This window comes from Rhizobium oryzicola (assembly GCF_030504645.1).
In the GTDB taxonomy this organism is placed as follows: domain Bacteria; phylum Pseudomonadota; class Alphaproteobacteria; order Rhizobiales; family Rhizobiaceae; genus Neorhizobium; species Neorhizobium oryzicola.
On the sequence record NZ_JAUKWQ010000001.1, the window covers coordinates 444,335 to 458,548 of the forward strand.

The window sequence follows — 14,214 nt, forward strand, 5'->3', positions numbered from 1 at the left end:
TTGCGCGGGAACCCAGTGTTACGCGATATTAGCTCCAACGGGCCAGTGTGCCACAACTGGTGCCATAGACGGTGCCACGGAGTTGGAGTTCGATATCGATGGCAAAGGACATGCGTCATCTGAAACTGCGCGGGAGGCGGTGGACTTATGCGCGCCGCGTTCCGGTTTGGGCAATCCCGTACGACCGGCGCGCACCTGTCATTCGCGAGGGGTTGGGCACAGAGGATCTTCGCGTAGCTCTGAGCGAACGAGATAGGCGGGACAGGCGCAATGATCGCGTTTGGGATGCCCTCAAGCTGTTTCTTAAGGCGGGCGGCGACCTGGACCGGAACCGAGCTATAGATCAGCTAGAAACCGCCCTCGGCCTGGACGAATTGGACCGGCCCGGAAACCTGCGGGAGGCGAACCGGCTGGCGCGTATCGCAGACACAGTTTACGGCATCGACAACACGCCAACAGACGATCAACTTAAGGCTTTCGAACGGCTTGCCCCGGTTGCGGATGGTGCCAAAGAAACGGAAATTCGGGTGTCTGAATTGCCCGATGTTTGGATCAGCAGAATTCGAACCGATTCATTCCGCAGCAAGTCCGACAGTCAACGTCGCCGCGCCGAGATATGGCCTCGCAGGGCGGCAGCGGTGTTTGTTGATGTCATTGGCGACCGGCTCGTGAGTCGCATCAGCAGGAAGGATGCGCAGGCAGTCTATGATCATTGGGCGGAGCGGCTAGAACAAAAGAACATCCGCACTGGTGCGCGGTTCAGTACCAATACGGCTAACAGGTGCCTTGAGACACTGAACCAGATGCTGCGGGACTACGCCCGATATGCCGGTGATCTAGCCTACGAGAGTCCGTTCAAGGGGTTGCGATTTCGTGAGGAGACTAAGCGAGCTGCCCCCTATCAAGAGGACTGGGTTCGCGACAAGATCCTTCAAGGCGAGGGTATCCAGAGAATGGCATTGGACCGACGGGCGATATTCTTGGCATGCGTTGAAACCGGCTGCCGTCTTGGGGAGATCGTGAATTTGCTGCCTGAGCATATCCGCCTTGATGACGAAATTCCCCACATCCTAGTCACTGACTATGACGACGGCGGCGACCTCAGGCGGGAAGTCAAAACCGCCGCCAGCGTTCGGGCTGTACCGTTGGTGGGCGTGTCTCTAGCGGCCATGCGCCTCTTTCCTAAGGGGTTCCCCAAGGACAGAGACAACGAGAACTCCGTATCAACGGCGATTGGCAAATTCTTTCGTGAGAACGGGTTGCTGCCTCCAGCGCAGGCGGCAAGCAAGGCATCAACTGGCAGGCCGCGCCCGGTCCATAGCCTACGGCATTCCTTCAAAGACAGGCTGCGCAAGGCCGGTGCCGGAGATGAACTTATTCGCTATATTGGCGGCTGGAACAGGCGCGACCAAGAATATGGGGCGGGGTTTGATTTACGGACAAAAGCAGAGGTGATGCGACGCGCCGCTCTGCCCTTTAGCCACTCTATACTCGGCCCCCAACTACCGCGCCGCAAGGCCACAGACGTGTCGCCCTCCGAAGCTGAGGCGCTGCCGGAGGGCGTTTTTTGATCATGCGGCCCACCTTCTATAGCCGTACATCCGTCGACGTTCGGCCTCCCACCCTGCCTTGATGAGGTCGCCGACTTCGTTCCATGACAATCCGAAAGTGGGCGCTGCCCAGGCGGTCGCCTCAAGTAGTACCCGGAGGCGGTCGCCACCATGCGCGCCCCGACATGCGTCAACGGCGTGCGCGAACTTGAGGAAATCCAGTTTGCCGTCGGGTATCGTGGCCCGCAAATCGCGCATCAACTCTACGATTTGCTTGAGGCGCTGACCGCGCTCTGTCCAGTCAACGCCGTGAGTTTCAACGAAGTCCAAAGCCTTGACTACTGCCACTGCCAGCTTCCGTTGGCCAGGGTTGAAGCCTATGGCGGCGAATTGTCCCGGCCACTTGCGGGCGGGGAGTCTTGAGTGAATCATTGCACAATCCTTATCAAAATACGGCCATTGCCTGGGGCCATCTTCAGTCTGCGGTAGCAGTCGGAAATCTGACAAGATGCTAGCAGACTGGTCGAACACCGATAAGAATTTTTTGTTTATAATCATGCACTTGACTCATCAGTATCGTGTATGCATCGTGTCGCCTAATTATGAGAAAGGGACGCCAGATGGTCAAAATCGAATATGAGCCGCACAACCGAGAGTCTGCGGATGAGAAATTCGTTTCGTACTTCCTACGGGCTGCAAACGACCCTGGTGAGGGCATGGAGCTTGCTGCCATCCGCGTGCTTGCCGACGACTACGATGACGGTGGCGACCGCGAATTTATCCGGCAGCTTGCCCAGGCATAAGCACCCTTGAACGCCTGCGGCTGGCGGAACAAGCCAAGGCCGCAGCCGATGCCGAGTTCGCGGATGCGAAAAAGGCGGCTGAGGTTTTGACTGCTGGGACAAGTTTCCCAGCAGTCTTGCCGGACGGGCGCCGCAGGGGTGAGCAGCATATGCCTAGCGGCGACCGGCTCATCGCCCGCCATGTTGCGGCAGCTATCGGTGAGGATGCCAGCGATCCGAGGGCGGTAGACCGCACCAGGAAGCGCATCGCCCGCGCTCTTTGAGTAACGAGGGTACGCGCCCCACATGGGGCGCCGTTCGCTTCACCGCGAAGCAAAACCCGTTTTCTCCATATGCAGAAGACCCCAATTTGCGCCACCGTGGCGCACGTCCATTCGACAGTTTGCGCCACATGGCGCAAACCTCCCACAGATGCGCGCCGCCAACTCTGCATCACCCCTAGCGCAGCCTGGATTTTTGCGCCCACCGGTGCCGCGAACTCGCAGTGATAGTAGGCCCCTAGAAAAATTGATGGGATTTTTTTCAAGGACAAAAGCCGGAATCTGGCGAAATTCGTTTCGGGTACGAAATGATACAAGGCCCCCAGGGATGGTCGGTTTCTTGTCATACATCGCCAGTCGTTCGCCCCGCATGAGGCTGAGGACATTCCCAGAACCTAACAAAGCCCCCCGGGGGGGTGCCCCTACCACGTACAGACTCACCGCAGCGGCACCGGCCTTCAGCGATCCGCCAGCGTAGGCACCCCTGCCGGGTTGTCGGTGGCTATTGGGCTTGCGAGAGGATCGCATTCCCCACTCTTCCCGTGATGAAGTTGTGAAGCACAACCGCGTGCGCCATCGTCACAGGGCCTTCGTAGAGGCCCTGAGATAACTTTGCGAGTTTTAGATAGTGTTCTGTCCCTAGCGGGTTGCCATAGCATCCAGCTACCCTCAGCCAAGCGTACATTTCGACAAGGGCGCTTTTCCCGACGGATTTCTGGGCCAACTCCGCGTCTGATATGCAGTCGTCAGTCAACGTTCCTAGCTCGCGAAGAGCGTATTCTGTCGTAGATGTGGCCCTTCCTATCCGGCTTGTGTCTGTCGTATTTAATTCGTTGTTCAACCATTCAGATATGGTGGGTGAGTTTCGGGGCAGCCTCATGTTGAAGTCTTTCCAAAAGTCCAATATCGCGTTGGCAAGCTGTTTCCGACGGTCTGATGGTAGCCCCGTTTTCTCCCTAAGCTCGTCATAAACGAGCCTGAACACCGCCTGATCCGCTTTGGTGGGATCTGCATGAGCTATGCTGTAGCTCATCATGATTAGGCTCAGTCCGACGAGCAAAACCGCCTTCATTTCCGTAACCCACCGTTCCGCTGAAACTCGCAGTAGCTTATCACGCACGTCATTTGGGAGTCAGCGCTAAGCGTTCGCAAATCTTCTTCTTTGCGTGCATCCGTCTACCGGTTGCTGGAGGGGTGAGCCATCGCGCGCAGCCCATCCGACGCCCACCGGGCGACTCGTGCATCCTCCAGCAGTGAGGCAATGCATGGTTCGATTAACTCCCGCCGGTCTTGAATGAGTTCAAGTGCAGCCTGGACGCGCTGGCAGCCAACGAGAACGCCCGATTCAACGCTGCCGCCGTCCGCCAACTCCCGCGCAATCTCGGTGCGCATGCGATGCTTTGCCATGCTGGAGAGCAAGCCGCGCTCGATGTGCTGAGCTTGGCGCGATGCCTCCAAAAAAGGCTCTCCAATCGCATCAACGTCATTCGCTGCGCGCTGCAATAGTCGGGAGCGCAAGCCTTGCGCCCGGTCATAGTTGCGGGGGCTGTATACCCCCGCAAGATCGATAACGATGCCCATCTAGCGCCTACCGCTTGCCCAGGCGGGCGTTATTGTATGCGCGAGCCGTTGCCGCTGCTTCCGCTGCGCGATCACGATCATCAGGCGGCATTGACGCGGGCATGGTGGCTAGGATTTCGGCTTTGATTTCCGCCAGGGACTGCGCCTGCCGTCCGGTGCGCGCCTTGTTGTAGGCGCGAGCTACTGCTACGGCTTCCGCGTTGCGTGCGGCCTGCGGGTCCAGCGGCTTGGCCGGTGCCGCTGCGGCGCCATAGGCAAAGGTTTGTCCAGCAACGCTGACGGCACCTTTGGCGGCGAATTCCTGGAGCAAGGATTTGACCTGCTGTTCTGTATAGAATGTCATATTTCAATCCCCAGAGTTGAACGATTGCGCATGCAGTATGAGTCGGCGATAAAATGCGCTTCCTTGCGCTGGTGCTCGGGAATCGCCCTGGTGACGGCATTTGCGAGGCTGTCCCGCGTCAACTTCCCTTCGCGGTGCAAATCGTGCGCCAAATCCCAGACGGTGCGCTCCAAGGCACGGCGCTCTTCTTCGCGCTGTTGTTCGCGGCGCTCGCGTTCTCGGTATCGGGCTTGGTTTTCCGAGAGGCTCTCATGTACCGTAATTGTAATCATCGATCCGCCCCCTTCACGGTGCCGGAGGCAATGATGCGCTCGACTTCTGCCAGTGGCACGCGCAGGTGGCCGTGCTCGCCGTTGGGCCTGATTTTCGCAATGTGAGGGCTTTGACGGATCGTCTTGGGACTGAGGTTCAGCCGCCTTGCGGTTTCTTGGATCGAAAGGAGCATTTTTGCTTGATCTCCATCGCGTGGCGGGATGCCAGCGCTTCTGAAATCATTGTGCAGAACGCGCCCAAAAACTGTCAAACGCGCCTAAACGTGCGCGAGTCGAGGGGGCCTAATCCTATATATTGAAGGCATCACGGCGGGCGCCTTTATTGTGGGTAAACCTTGTAGTTGTCCTTAGAATCACTATTTCGAGATATATATCCGGGATTATTCGACGGAGGTCTAATGGCGAAACCGAAACCTGAAGTCACGGGGCGGCTGATATTTGAGAATATGAGCGACCACGATCTTAGGGCGCAGCAAATTGACACAAACGATCCTAAAAGCTTTAGCGGCATCGTTGATCATCCGCCGGACCCCACAGAAGATCTCAGGTTCGTTGCTCGATACGAGAGCAATAATTCTGAAACTTGCGCATATGGTCACTTGCACAGACGCGGGTTTGTTCTGGAGAATTCCGCTTCAGCTCGGTTTTTGATTGGAAAAGATTGCGCAGCAGATCACTATGGCTTGCAGTGGTCTCGGCTGGAAAACGATGTGAAAACTGCCGCCAAGCGCAGGGGTGATTTGCTTTGGCTGGATAGAGCTGTGGAGCTATTGCTGTCGCACGAACAGCAATTGAAGGAAATTGCTAACTCGCCAGCCGTTGCCGCAGTAGACGATTTAAGAAGGCAAATTCACACGATTCCTGGTCCCTTGCTTCAGTATTTTCAAGGTGGGTCGGATGAGCGCGGAAAAATGCTGTCTGCGACATATAGGGTGGAGGACCCCCTCAAGCAGCGCAAATTGATCGAAGCGACGGGTGATGAACTGGACAAAGCGGTGCAGGACGGCGCCTCTCCAGCAGTGATAAGTGAAATAAGAAAGCGGTTACAAGCTGCGAGAGTAACCAAGCAGTACACCTTCGTGTCCAGAGGCGTTTTGCGCCGCCCTGCTTCTAATCTATTTGTTCAGTCGCGCCCCTTACGGGATCGCTTAGCTGAAGCCGTTGGCAGCAGTCTGGCGCAAATGAATAATGTCAAAGTCTTGGACATCAGCGGACGGAGAATCGACCTTGTCTCCAAGAGCGTGAAGGAAGCAGCAGAGAGAATCGACCGGCTTTTGTCAGAGTGCAATGAAGCGGAAGAACTGTTCCTTCCGAATGTCTTAGAGGGCCTCGCGACACTCTTTGATGGGGAAGAATTCAAAGCGTATAACATGCGGCGAATTGCGGAAGGATTCTCTATAGCTTACCAAGGCGAGACCATAATGGTTACTAGGCCGCAAACCTTGGCCGCTGAGGATTTTCGGCTTTCACCGTTGTTGAAAGAAAGTTCCGGTCTTTAGGGGTTTGCGCCACGGTGGCGCAAAATACGCCTATTGCAGATCCTGAACCAGGACGTACCCCTCCCTGCGCTCTCCTTTTGCCCATACGAGAATTTGAGCGGTGATGTAGCCACGCTTCACCAGCTCATAAACAGCCCTGTCCTTGGTGATGACGCACTCTGTCTCCAGCATGTCTTTCACCAAACGCTCATTCATCTCTACCACTGCGTTACCAATCCGTGTGATGGCATCCTCTGTTGTGCATATAAGCGCACCTCTTTTTAGGATATCTGCCTCCGCGACTCCCGCAGCAGCGCCAACCACCAGCCCCGCGATCAATGCAATTTTCCTCATATCCATATCCCAAATGCCTACGGCCCTGATCCTAGGCAGGTACTTCAATACCCGCCCGCCTACTCGCTTTATGCGCGCCGCCTGCTGCGTGCGCAACCTCGATTAGCTATTGTTTGGCGACCGCCCGCACTTTACGCCCCGTTGCCGCCTCGATAGCGGCCCCCAAGTTCGTGATGCCGGGGTGATAGTAGAAAAGCCCAGGCTTCTCACCTTTTCCCTCTAATGTGACGTGCCCCTCTAGCCAACCATCCGGCTTTGTCGGTGGGGTGCGCTTAAGTGCCATTCTGGCGGCGTCTACAGAGGCCCACCTATGAGGATCGGCAGCTACAGCGGCACCGGGGCTGCAAAATATCAGCTTCGGATGTTCGGAGAACGTAGGTGTGTTCGGAGCAAGGATGTTCGGAGAATGCGACGCCTTGTTCGGAGAAGCATCGCTATCCGCAGCTTCCCCCCTGGAACTCTACATTCCCGCGAAAGTGCTTTGAAATCATGGCTTTGATGGCTTCGTCTCGGACGAAAGCAACGGTCCAACGGCGCTTATTTGCGGGCAATTCGCGGAATTTAATGGGACGATGAATTCGCATAAAGTGCATAGGATCACCCTCCCTATTATATATAGCACTTTGCGCGGATTCATCGGGAATAAAGGAGGCCTCCACCGCGATAGCCATCAGCCGTGACAAATGCCGGTCATCGAACTTCCGGCCATGGATCGCCTCCATGAGCCCCGGATGCGTCGTAACGATGCCGCCATTTGCCATCAGGTCAGCAACCTCTGTCCGCAGCTTCTGGATAGCCGCATAGTCGCGAGCCTCAGCTTTGAGGCCGCCAGCCGAAACGCTGCCCCACTGGCGAACCGTGACCTCATCAGCGGGGAAAATGTCCGACGCATCACTCATGATGATCACGCGCTGCCGGATCGGCTTGCCGTCTTCACCGACCTTCACCCAACGCGTGCGGCACCGCTCGGCAGCCTGGAGCGCAGCGGAACGGCGCTCCCACCGCAGATAGTCCGCTGCCGTGTCATCGTCCGGCAGGTACTCGCGATCCGCCGACATGGTCCATTGATCGGGCATCAGCCAGCGCCCCGCCAACCGCATGGCCTTCTCGCGGATCGCTTCCGGGGGCTGATGCGCGTCGATATAGACAACCAGCCCTGCGCGCTCATAATCGTTTGTGCCTGCGCTTTTGCCGCGCTCCAGCATGTTCGCCCCGGCACCGGCAAAGATCGCGCTGCGGTGCTTCTCCGGGGCGATGATCACCGATTTGTCGGCACCGGCCTCTGCAACAGCCTCCGAAACTATTGCTGACAGCGTCAGCCGGTTATGCGCCCCAAGATCGACATTCGCACGCTTGCGGTTTGTCATCCCCAACTTGCTGCTGGCAAACGGCACACCGCGCCATTGTTCGACCCGAACAGTCTTCGCCAGCGGTGGGCGCGTGATTTCAATGGCAGGTAGGAAATTTGGCCGTTCGATCCGCCCGCGCTTGTGGTAACTGAAGACTTCGCGAAGCCATTCCGTCCGCTCAGGCGTACCGTTCAATAGGATAATCCGCTCGACTCCGGCCTCGGGTTCCAGCCAGGAAGAATGAATGCGCGACAGTGGCAGGATGCGAACGAATACCTTGCCGCCGCGCTCGATGAAGCGAATGCGACCGGTTTCCGCGTTGTATTCGCGCCGCAGGCACTCATCTGCCAGGGCAGCCCACGCTTCCGCTGTGCGGATCGACACTGCCCGCTGCCGTCCCAAAGATTCGATATCGGCAAGATTGCTTTTCGCGGTCAAAGCCGCACGGCGCAAGGTGCTGGAAACGTAGCCGGCCAATCGCGCCAAGGCTTCCGCGCTGCGGGGGCCGATATCAGCCAGCATGGCGGCTTCCCGCGATCCATCCGACATCAATACCCCGACGGCGTTCAAACGCACTCCTGCGCGCTCTCTGATGGCGCGAAGCACCATCTCACCATCTGCCAGCAACCGCTCCCAAGCTTGGCGAGCGGCTTCGCCCTTGGGCGGCGGGAGGTCCGGCACCGTCAGGAAACGTTCAAGTTCGATTTCGATGGCATCAGCGCCCAAGGCGAGCGGCGTGATTGATTCATCGATCACGATGGCGCGCGGGCGGATATGATCCGGGCGGGGCTGAAACAGCATGCTTGTCGCGGTAAAATACGAACGTCCTTCCACCCCCGAACGGGCATTCCACACGGGGCACGACTGCCAGAACGGGCAGCGTTGATCTTCGTCCACCGCATCGACGCCACAGAGACCCCCCGCAGACAATCCCGCCTTGCGGGCGGCTTCCGCCTCCCGGTGGCGCTTGCAAATCGGTTCGCCGTCCTGCACGGCAGTCTGCCCCGGCCACCACGTGCCAGCATCGGCACCGGCCACAGCCTGGAAGCCGGTAAGCGTTTCCTTGGCGAGGTGATGCGACGGCGCCGCATAGACAAACGAAACCCGCGCCATAGCCAGCAGGGGAAACAGTTCCTCACGGGCTGCCGTGGTTTTGCCAAGGCCCGGATAAACGTTAATCTGCTGCACCGGCACCGGGCATTTTGGGGCGGGCGCATTGATGATCCGCTGCGCGTCTCGAATCTGAATCCGACGAACCTTTCGCAGTCGGTGGAGTTCCTTGTAAGTCTCGCCAACTTCCGCCTTCAATGCCCGTACGTGGTCGCGAGCCGCCGCCGCCGCGTGATCATCATCGGTGCGAATAAGTTGGTCGAAGCTGGCTTCCGCCGCTGCCAGTGCTGCCCGACTATCGGCAAGCTCTTGCTCCGCAAGCTCAATGCGCGGATCGTTTTTGAAGTCTTCAACGGCCTGCTTTGCGGCGTCCACCTTTGCGCGGTGCCGCTCTATGGCGGCGGAGCGGTCGCCAGCAATCGCAAGGGCGGCTTGATCGCTAAGACGCTCCCGAACTTCCTTGGCAGCGGCAAGGGCGGCTGCATTGGCTTCTGCTGCGTCAAAGGCGTCATCATTGGCGGGTTCCTCCACCAAACGCGGATTCTCGCCACCGGCATCGATCACCAGCCATGTACGCCCGCCATTGATGCGCATCCGTACTGCGGGCATAGCTGCTAATTCAGCCCGGATTGCCGCGTGGCGGGCATCGGATAGGCCAAGGCGATCATCCAGCCACCGGAAGGCTTCCGCCTCTGACAGCCGAAGCGCGGCGGCAACAAGGCGAACCGGCGAATAGGCGCGGTTGTTATCGCCAAAATCCACGATGCCGACATTATCGATATGCAGATTGCGCTTGCGCTTGGAGAGTGGGCGCCCGGTGCCGGATCCTCTCCAGTGGGCGACCGCGCAGTATCCGCCGCCGCGCTTCGGCTTTAGGCCGTACAGGCCAAGGTCATGAATCCAGCTGTCAAGGTTCTCAAGCGCGGCAACAGTGAAGCTGCCGCGATCCTCTACATTGCCGGGGGTGCGGCGTTCGATGGTAGCCGGTTCGACTCCCATCGCGTCGGCAAGGTTACGGGCAAATTGTTCCAGCCATTCAGCATCAACGAACGGAAGCTTTTCACGCGGCGTATCCAAAAGCGTGTCGGGCGAGACCCAAACGTATTGCTTGCCCGATGGATGCCATGTAGGCGGCAAGACCGACTGCGAACCGGCACCGGCCAATAGGTCGATCACATGAGCGCCAACTGTCAGCTTCGAACGCCCCATGTCTTCCGGGCAGCGGACGTATTGCAGAAATCCTTTGCTGCCCTTACGGCGAACGCGAACGCCGACCAGCCCCGCAAGCCCACACTCGACAGCCTCCAGAAAAGCCGGATCGTCGGAATCGACATCGATTCCTAGCAGCCCGCCAACGTGGTGGACTCCGACGCCTTGAACGGGTGCCCGCTTGGCGACTTCAAGGTCCGCGTAGAGAATGCCGCCTTCCTCGTAGGAAGTGGCGTCAATGGATTGCCAGCTTTCCAGCGGCTTCCAACGCGGGTCGTAGGGACGGACAAAAAAGCGGCCATCCACATAGGACGGCCACCCTTCTTCGCGGGCGACGGCGATTTCGTCGGGGTGCCACATGCCTCGATAGAGGGCAGGCCGCTTGTTGAAGCCAACCGGCAGCGGGCAATAGCCATTTTCCAGCAACGCGGCGTAGCTGGCACGGAAGGCGTTTGTGAAATGGAGGTATTCTATCGTCCAGCAACCCGCATAGCGAGATTGCACCAATCGGTAAGAGGCGTTTGTGAATCTGGGAGACTCTTCCGCGACGGAAGATGCTTGCAGGTTAGCGGTCTTTCCGCCTAGAATAGTAAACGTCATCGGGTCCACGGCGCTGTGTGGATCGCTTCAGCGGGGCGCGTCAACGCCTTCGATGACCTAGTTTCTCCGGGCCTCCATCCGCCAAGATGTGAGGCCCAAATCTTTTCAGGCCATTGCTAGAAGCGAATGCTTCATTATGCCCTTGCGGGCGGCTAAAGGTATAATCCCCCCGACCCCCAACTTGCGTCAACCCCCTCAAAGTATCGGGGTTCACACCTGCATGTATCCAATAAGAAAATTTATGGCATATCTCCGATAAGAAATCTTATCGACTTCTCAAGAATATTTTAGATGTTGGGAAACTTCCCATCTCTTACTTGCCTGTGCCCGCCGCGCTAGGCAACGCGACGGGCTGGAGGCAATCGACAAGGAGTCCTGCAACGGTGCGCGGCGGATGCACGTCTTGTCAAATGTCGGTGCCGCCCGCGAGGATGGGGGTAGGCAAGACATCGGAGCGACAGATGGGCAATAAAGTCATTACGGTTCGTTTGACGGAGCAACAGGTGCAGTTGCTTTCCGAATTGGCAGCCGATCCGGCGCTGGCACTCGCTTCGCTTGCGGGATTGGAGTTCATTCGCGCTTGCTTCACCACCTGCGAATCGAACCCGAACACCGTAAGATTTGACCTGGATGAGTCGGTTTTCCAAGAGATCGACGGAGAGGGCTTACGCCTTGGCCTAAAGGCGCCCGACATCATCCGCCAGCGGGCAGGGTTGCCCATTCGCGGCGGTGCGCGAGACGGTGCAGGCCCAAAGTTTTCCAAGCCGAAAATCGCGCTGAAGGACCGACCCGACACTGTAGCTCCAGCCACCCGCGCAGCCTTCCCGGCACCGGCTGGACGCATCGAACACGTTTGGATTTCGGCCAACCGCCTGGAAGCGGATATCGTCCGCACTCAAGCCCGCGACCACGGCGGAAAGCCGTCTGACGCCTTCCGGCATCGGATGGGATTGCTGCCACTGCGCGCCCTGGAGCGCCCCGCTCAACGGGGCAGTATCGCCGTCGCCTTTGCGGAAAACGAACTGGCAGCGATCCGCGCCGCAATCGCGGCTGAGGAATCGGTGTCCGGTGTCCGGGAGACGCTGCCCGCGTTCGTTCGCCAGCTAGCCGGGTTCAGCCCCGAACCGGCCACCGAGCTCCGGCCAAAGGCGGTGCGGCCCTATACCGATTCGGAATGGGCCGCATTTCTTGACGGCGCTGACCTGCCGGAGCAACCGGCACCAGCACAGAAACCCTACAACCTTCTAGATCTCGACGCGGCATAGGAGCCCCAACGCATGATTACCATCTACAACCCCACCGAACGACTCGTACGGATCTGCATCCCGTCGCAGGTTGGAAGAATGGCGAGCGCCGTCGAGGTGCTCTATGACCGACGCCCCGGCTTCATCGATATCGAGGCAAGCTCGGATGAAGTCGTTGACGACCCCGACGCGGAAAAGGAGTTGCTTCGCGAGCGTCCCGGCCTGGAGGCGGTGGGGCTGATTTTCGGGGTGTCGGGGTAGGTTCGGCGCTATGCCGGATTGGCTCGTAGAGGGATCTGAGAATCGTGGATCTTTACCCACTCAGAAAACTGAGTTGTTTCGTTGTATTTGGGCCGGAGCGTATGAACGAGTGCATCAAACACTTCCGCAGGAAACTGGCACGGCCCGATTATGATCCGCTCAAGGAGGTCAACGAGCCGCACAGGTTCGGCCCCGCCACAGTTTAGTGGCATAGAATAGACAACTTGAGGCGTATTGCCGAACGTATGGACGAAACGTTCGCAATCGGCTGGGTGCGCATCGGGCGCGATAATCGCTCGCCATTCTCGCTCCTCCTCAAATGCCCTGTGTTTTGTGCATATCGTCGCTGCGGCCAGCCACCGAAGACCGGACTGAATGGCGTCATCCGCAGTCGTTAAGTGCGCCCTTATCGCCATAGTCCCATCTCTTACAGACCGCTCCCACTCCCCCACGGCGTCAGAAAATGAGTCTTCATCTGCATAGAAGACCGGTGAAGCCCATTGGCCCCGCATCTGGAAAAGACGCATCAGCTTATCCGCGTGGAATACCAGTGCGACGCCGGAATTGCGTCCATATGCTCGCCACATAGAGAGTCGGCCAAATCTGTCATCCTCCGGGCCATGCTCTGAGACGCACGCAACGAAACTGTTCCAACGAAACTTCCATTCGTTGGCCATAAACAAATGCCAAATGGCGGTCCCAAGATCTTCTCCAATATGGGAGAAGGCTTGATTGAGCGCGGCGGTAATCCTCTCCTGATGCCTGGACAGGTGCGACAAACCCCAATGTAATTCGGCACTATCATTCATGCATTGGCTTTTCCTTAGCCAAAGCTTCTCACCGCTTATGATCTTCAATGCGGTGTCAGCGTCGGTGTAATAGGCGAAGCGGCGACCGCTGTCCCTGAACTGCTGCATCTGCCGGAAGGCTATCGGACTAAAGATCTGTTCTAAGTCATCTGACATGCATGCAAGATCCTTTTCGCGATCGATAGCAAAAATATTAGATCGATTCTCGTCATGATTGCTATTGGGAGCCACAACCATGGCGGCCCGCACCACATGTTTTCCGCAGAGCGACGTCAAAAAAATCTTCGCGCCGCTGTGCCACCACCTGCGCCCCAAGTTGTGCTACACGACACTAACGGCGCGATCACATTTCCTTCACTAAGTCATTGACATTAAATTTTTATTTTGACGATTTCTACAAAGGTTTTGAGCCCTTCACCCGCTCCAGTTTCCTGACTGAAGCTTGGCGCTTCGCATGAACGCGAAAGAGGCCCCAAATGGAGCCTCTTGCCTTTGTCGTTCTCTAGCGCTTACATCCAGTAAGGCGGCACGCCGTAATAATCATAGATGGTCGGGTCTTTGTGACGATAGAATCGATCGTCCTCCAGATCCTCATAACGCGGCGCGCCAATGATCTGATCCTTGGTGAGATCGATCCGATAGCCATCGAGCTGCTCGTCATACTGAAGCTTTTCCCAGGGCAGCGGGTAGTAATCATCTCCAATTCCCAAGAAGCCGCCGAAGCTCAATACCGCATAGGCGACGCGGCCCCCGCGCTTCTCAAGGATCAGGCGCGAGATGCTGCCGATCCGCTTGCCATCGGCACCATAAACGCTAGTGCCTTCCACCTTGTCGCTGGCGATGAGCGCGTAGGTTTCCTTCACATACGGATCCTGACCAGCTTTGGGTTCCTGATGCAACATGGGTTACCTCCTCTTGCTGCTGACTGTGCATTCCCAACGTTTTCCGTTGGAGCAAGTTCCCATATTCGCCCAAAGCCACCGCACTCATA

The 14,214-nt window shown here is 57.7% G+C and carries 15 protein-coding genes; 6 read left to right on the plus strand and 9 right to left on the minus strand.

The annotated features are described in order from the left end of the window. Positions 1-98 precede the first annotated feature (98 nt). The 3 genes from Q2T52_RS02215 to Q2T52_RS02225 all read left to right on the plus strand — a co-directional run bounded on the left by Q2T52_RS02215 (position 99) and on the right by Q2T52_RS02225 (position 2,353). The gene (locus Q2T52_RS02215) at positions 99-1,571 is read left to right on the plus strand and encodes a site-specific integrase (protein ID WP_302075040.1); all 1,473 of its coding nucleotides are present in this window, start codon (positions 99-101) and stop codon (positions 1,569-1,571) included. 150 nt (positions 1,572-1,721) lie between these two features. Further along, a complete protein-coding gene (locus tag Q2T52_RS02220; protein ID WP_302075041.1) occupies positions 1,722-1,973 on the plus strand; it encodes a hypothetical protein in 252 nt (83 codons plus the stop codon). Between the two features lie 197 nt (positions 1,974-2,170). Then, positions 2,171-2,353, plus strand: a complete 183-nt coding sequence (locus tag Q2T52_RS02225) for a hypothetical protein (RefSeq protein ID WP_302075042.1) — start codon at positions 2,171-2,173, stop codon at positions 2,351-2,353. A 762-nt stretch (positions 2,354-3,115) separates the two neighbouring features. Here Q2T52_RS02225 and Q2T52_RS02230 read toward each other — a convergent pair. The 5 genes from Q2T52_RS02230 to Q2T52_RS02250 form a co-directional block, all read right to left on the minus strand. Further along, positions 3,116-3,685, minus strand: a complete 570-nt coding sequence (locus Q2T52_RS02230) for a hypothetical protein (RefSeq protein WP_302075043.1) — start codon at positions 3,683-3,685, stop codon at positions 3,116-3,118. A 104-nt stretch (positions 3,686-3,789) separates the two neighbouring features. After that, the gene (locus Q2T52_RS02235; protein ID WP_302075044.1) at positions 3,790-4,194 is read right to left on the minus strand and encodes a hypothetical protein; all 405 of its coding nucleotides are present in this window, start codon (positions 4,192-4,194) and stop codon (positions 3,790-3,792) included. Positions 4,195-4,201: 7 nt separating this feature from the next. Next, on the minus strand, positions 4,202-4,537 hold the full coding sequence (locus Q2T52_RS02240; protein ID WP_302075045.1) for a hypothetical protein: 336 nt from the start codon (positions 4,535-4,537) through the stop codon (positions 4,202-4,204). Continuing rightward, positions 4,534-4,809 (minus strand): hypothetical protein, encoded by a 276-nt coding sequence (locus Q2T52_RS02245; protein WP_302075046.1) that lies wholly within the window; start codon positions 4,807-4,809, stop codon positions 4,534-4,536. Before Q2T52_RS02245 ends, Q2T52_RS02240 begins: the two co-directional genes overlap by 4 nt. Continuing rightward, positions 4,806-4,982 carry a helix-turn-helix domain-containing protein gene (locus tag Q2T52_RS02250; protein WP_302075047.1) on the minus strand — a complete coding sequence of 59 codons (177 nt, stop codon included), beginning with the start codon at positions 4,980-4,982 and terminating at the stop codon, positions 4,806-4,808. Before Q2T52_RS02250 ends, Q2T52_RS02245 begins: the two co-directional genes overlap by 4 nt. 225 nt (positions 4,983-5,207) lie before the next feature. Between Q2T52_RS02250 and Q2T52_RS02255 the strand changes: the two genes are divergently transcribed. Further along, entirely contained in the window at positions 5,208-6,308 is a 1,101-nt protein-coding gene (locus tag Q2T52_RS02255; RefSeq protein WP_302075048.1) for a hypothetical protein, read from the plus strand. A gap of 30 nt (positions 6,309-6,338) precedes the next feature. Here Q2T52_RS02255 and Q2T52_RS02260 read toward each other — a convergent pair whose 3' ends face one another. Then, positions 6,339-6,641, minus strand: a complete 303-nt coding sequence (locus Q2T52_RS02260; RefSeq protein ID WP_302075049.1) for a hypothetical protein — start codon at positions 6,639-6,641, stop codon at positions 6,339-6,341. A 434-nt stretch (positions 6,642-7,075) separates the two neighbouring features. Next, the gene (locus Q2T52_RS02265; RefSeq protein ID WP_302075050.1) at positions 7,076-10,813 is read right to left on the minus strand and encodes a bifunctional DNA primase/polymerase; all 3,738 of its coding nucleotides are present in this window, start codon (positions 10,811-10,813) and stop codon (positions 7,076-7,078) included. 557 nt (positions 10,814-11,370) lie between these two features. On the opposite strand from Q2T52_RS02265, the gene Q2T52_RS02270 reads away from it, so the two are divergent. Together Q2T52_RS02270 and Q2T52_RS02275 are read left to right on the plus strand one after the other, a co-directional pair. Continuing rightward, positions 11,371-12,174 carry a hypothetical protein gene (locus tag Q2T52_RS02270; RefSeq protein WP_302075051.1) on the plus strand — a complete coding sequence of 268 codons (804 nt, stop codon included), beginning with the start codon at positions 11,371-11,373 and terminating at the stop codon, positions 12,172-12,174. A gap of 12 nt (positions 12,175-12,186) precedes the next feature. Then, positions 12,187-12,414, plus strand: coding sequence for a hypothetical protein (locus Q2T52_RS02275; RefSeq protein ID WP_302075052.1), 228 nt, complete (start codon positions 12,187-12,189; stop codon positions 12,412-12,414). 8 nt (positions 12,415-12,422) lie between these two features. On the opposite strand, the gene Q2T52_RS02280 is transcribed toward Q2T52_RS02275, so the two are convergent. After that, on the minus strand, positions 12,423-13,499 hold the full coding sequence (locus Q2T52_RS02280) for a DUF2971 domain-containing protein (protein WP_302075053.1): 1,077 nt from the start codon (positions 13,497-13,499) through the stop codon (positions 12,423-12,425). A 233-nt stretch (positions 13,500-13,732) separates the two neighbouring features. Continuing rightward, entirely contained in the window at positions 13,733-14,125 is a 393-nt protein-coding gene (locus Q2T52_RS02285) for a PRC-barrel domain-containing protein (protein ID WP_302075054.1), read from the minus strand. Positions 14,126-14,214: the final 89 nt, after the last annotated feature.

Bases quoted from the DNA above. Each gene is read 5' to 3' on its own strand.
- Q2T52_RS02225 (WP_302075042.1), top strand. From the start codon at position 2,171: ATGGTCAAAATCGAATATGAGCCGCACAACCGAGAGTCTGCGGATGAG.
- Q2T52_RS02235 (WP_302075044.1), bottom strand. From the start codon at position 4,194: ATGGGCATCGTTATCGATCTTGCGGGGGTATACAGCCCCCGCAACTAT.
- Q2T52_RS02260 (WP_302075049.1), bottom strand. From the start codon at position 6,641: ATGAGGAAAATTGCATTGATCGCGGGGCTGGTGGTTGGCGCTGCTGCG.
- Q2T52_RS02220 (WP_302075041.1), top strand. From the start codon at position 1,722: ATGCGCGCCCCGACATGCGTCAACGGCGTGCGCGAACTTGAGGAAATC.
- Q2T52_RS02240 (WP_302075045.1), bottom strand. From the start codon at position 4,537: ATGACATTCTATACAGAACAGCAGGTCAAATCCTTGCTCCAGGAATTC.
- Q2T52_RS02245 (WP_302075046.1), bottom strand. From the start codon at position 4,809: ATGATTACAATTACGGTACATGAGAGCCTCTCGGAAAACCAAGCCCGA.
- Q2T52_RS02275 (WP_302075052.1), top strand. From the start codon at position 12,187: ATGATTACCATCTACAACCCCACCGAACGACTCGTACGGATCTGCATC.
- Q2T52_RS02250 (WP_302075047.1), bottom strand. From the start codon at position 4,982: ATGCTCCTTTCGATCCAAGAAACCGCAAGGCGGCTGAACCTCAGTCCC.
- Q2T52_RS02285 (WP_302075054.1), bottom strand. From the start codon at position 14,125: ATGTTGCATCAGGAACCCAAAGCTGGTCAGGATCCGTATGTGAAGGAA.
- Q2T52_RS02255 (WP_302075048.1), top strand. From the start codon at position 5,208: ATGGCGAAACCGAAACCTGAAGTCACGGGGCGGCTGATATTTGAGAAT.
- Q2T52_RS02215 (WP_302075040.1), top strand. From the start codon at position 99: ATGGCAAAGGACATGCGTCATCTGAAACTGCGCGGGAGGCGGTGGACT.
- Q2T52_RS02230 (WP_302075043.1), bottom strand. From the start codon at position 3,685: ATGAAGGCGGTTTTGCTCGTCGGACTGAGCCTAATCATGATGAGCTAC.
- Q2T52_RS02270 (WP_302075051.1), top strand. From the start codon at position 11,371: ATGGGCAATAAAGTCATTACGGTTCGTTTGACGGAGCAACAGGTGCAG.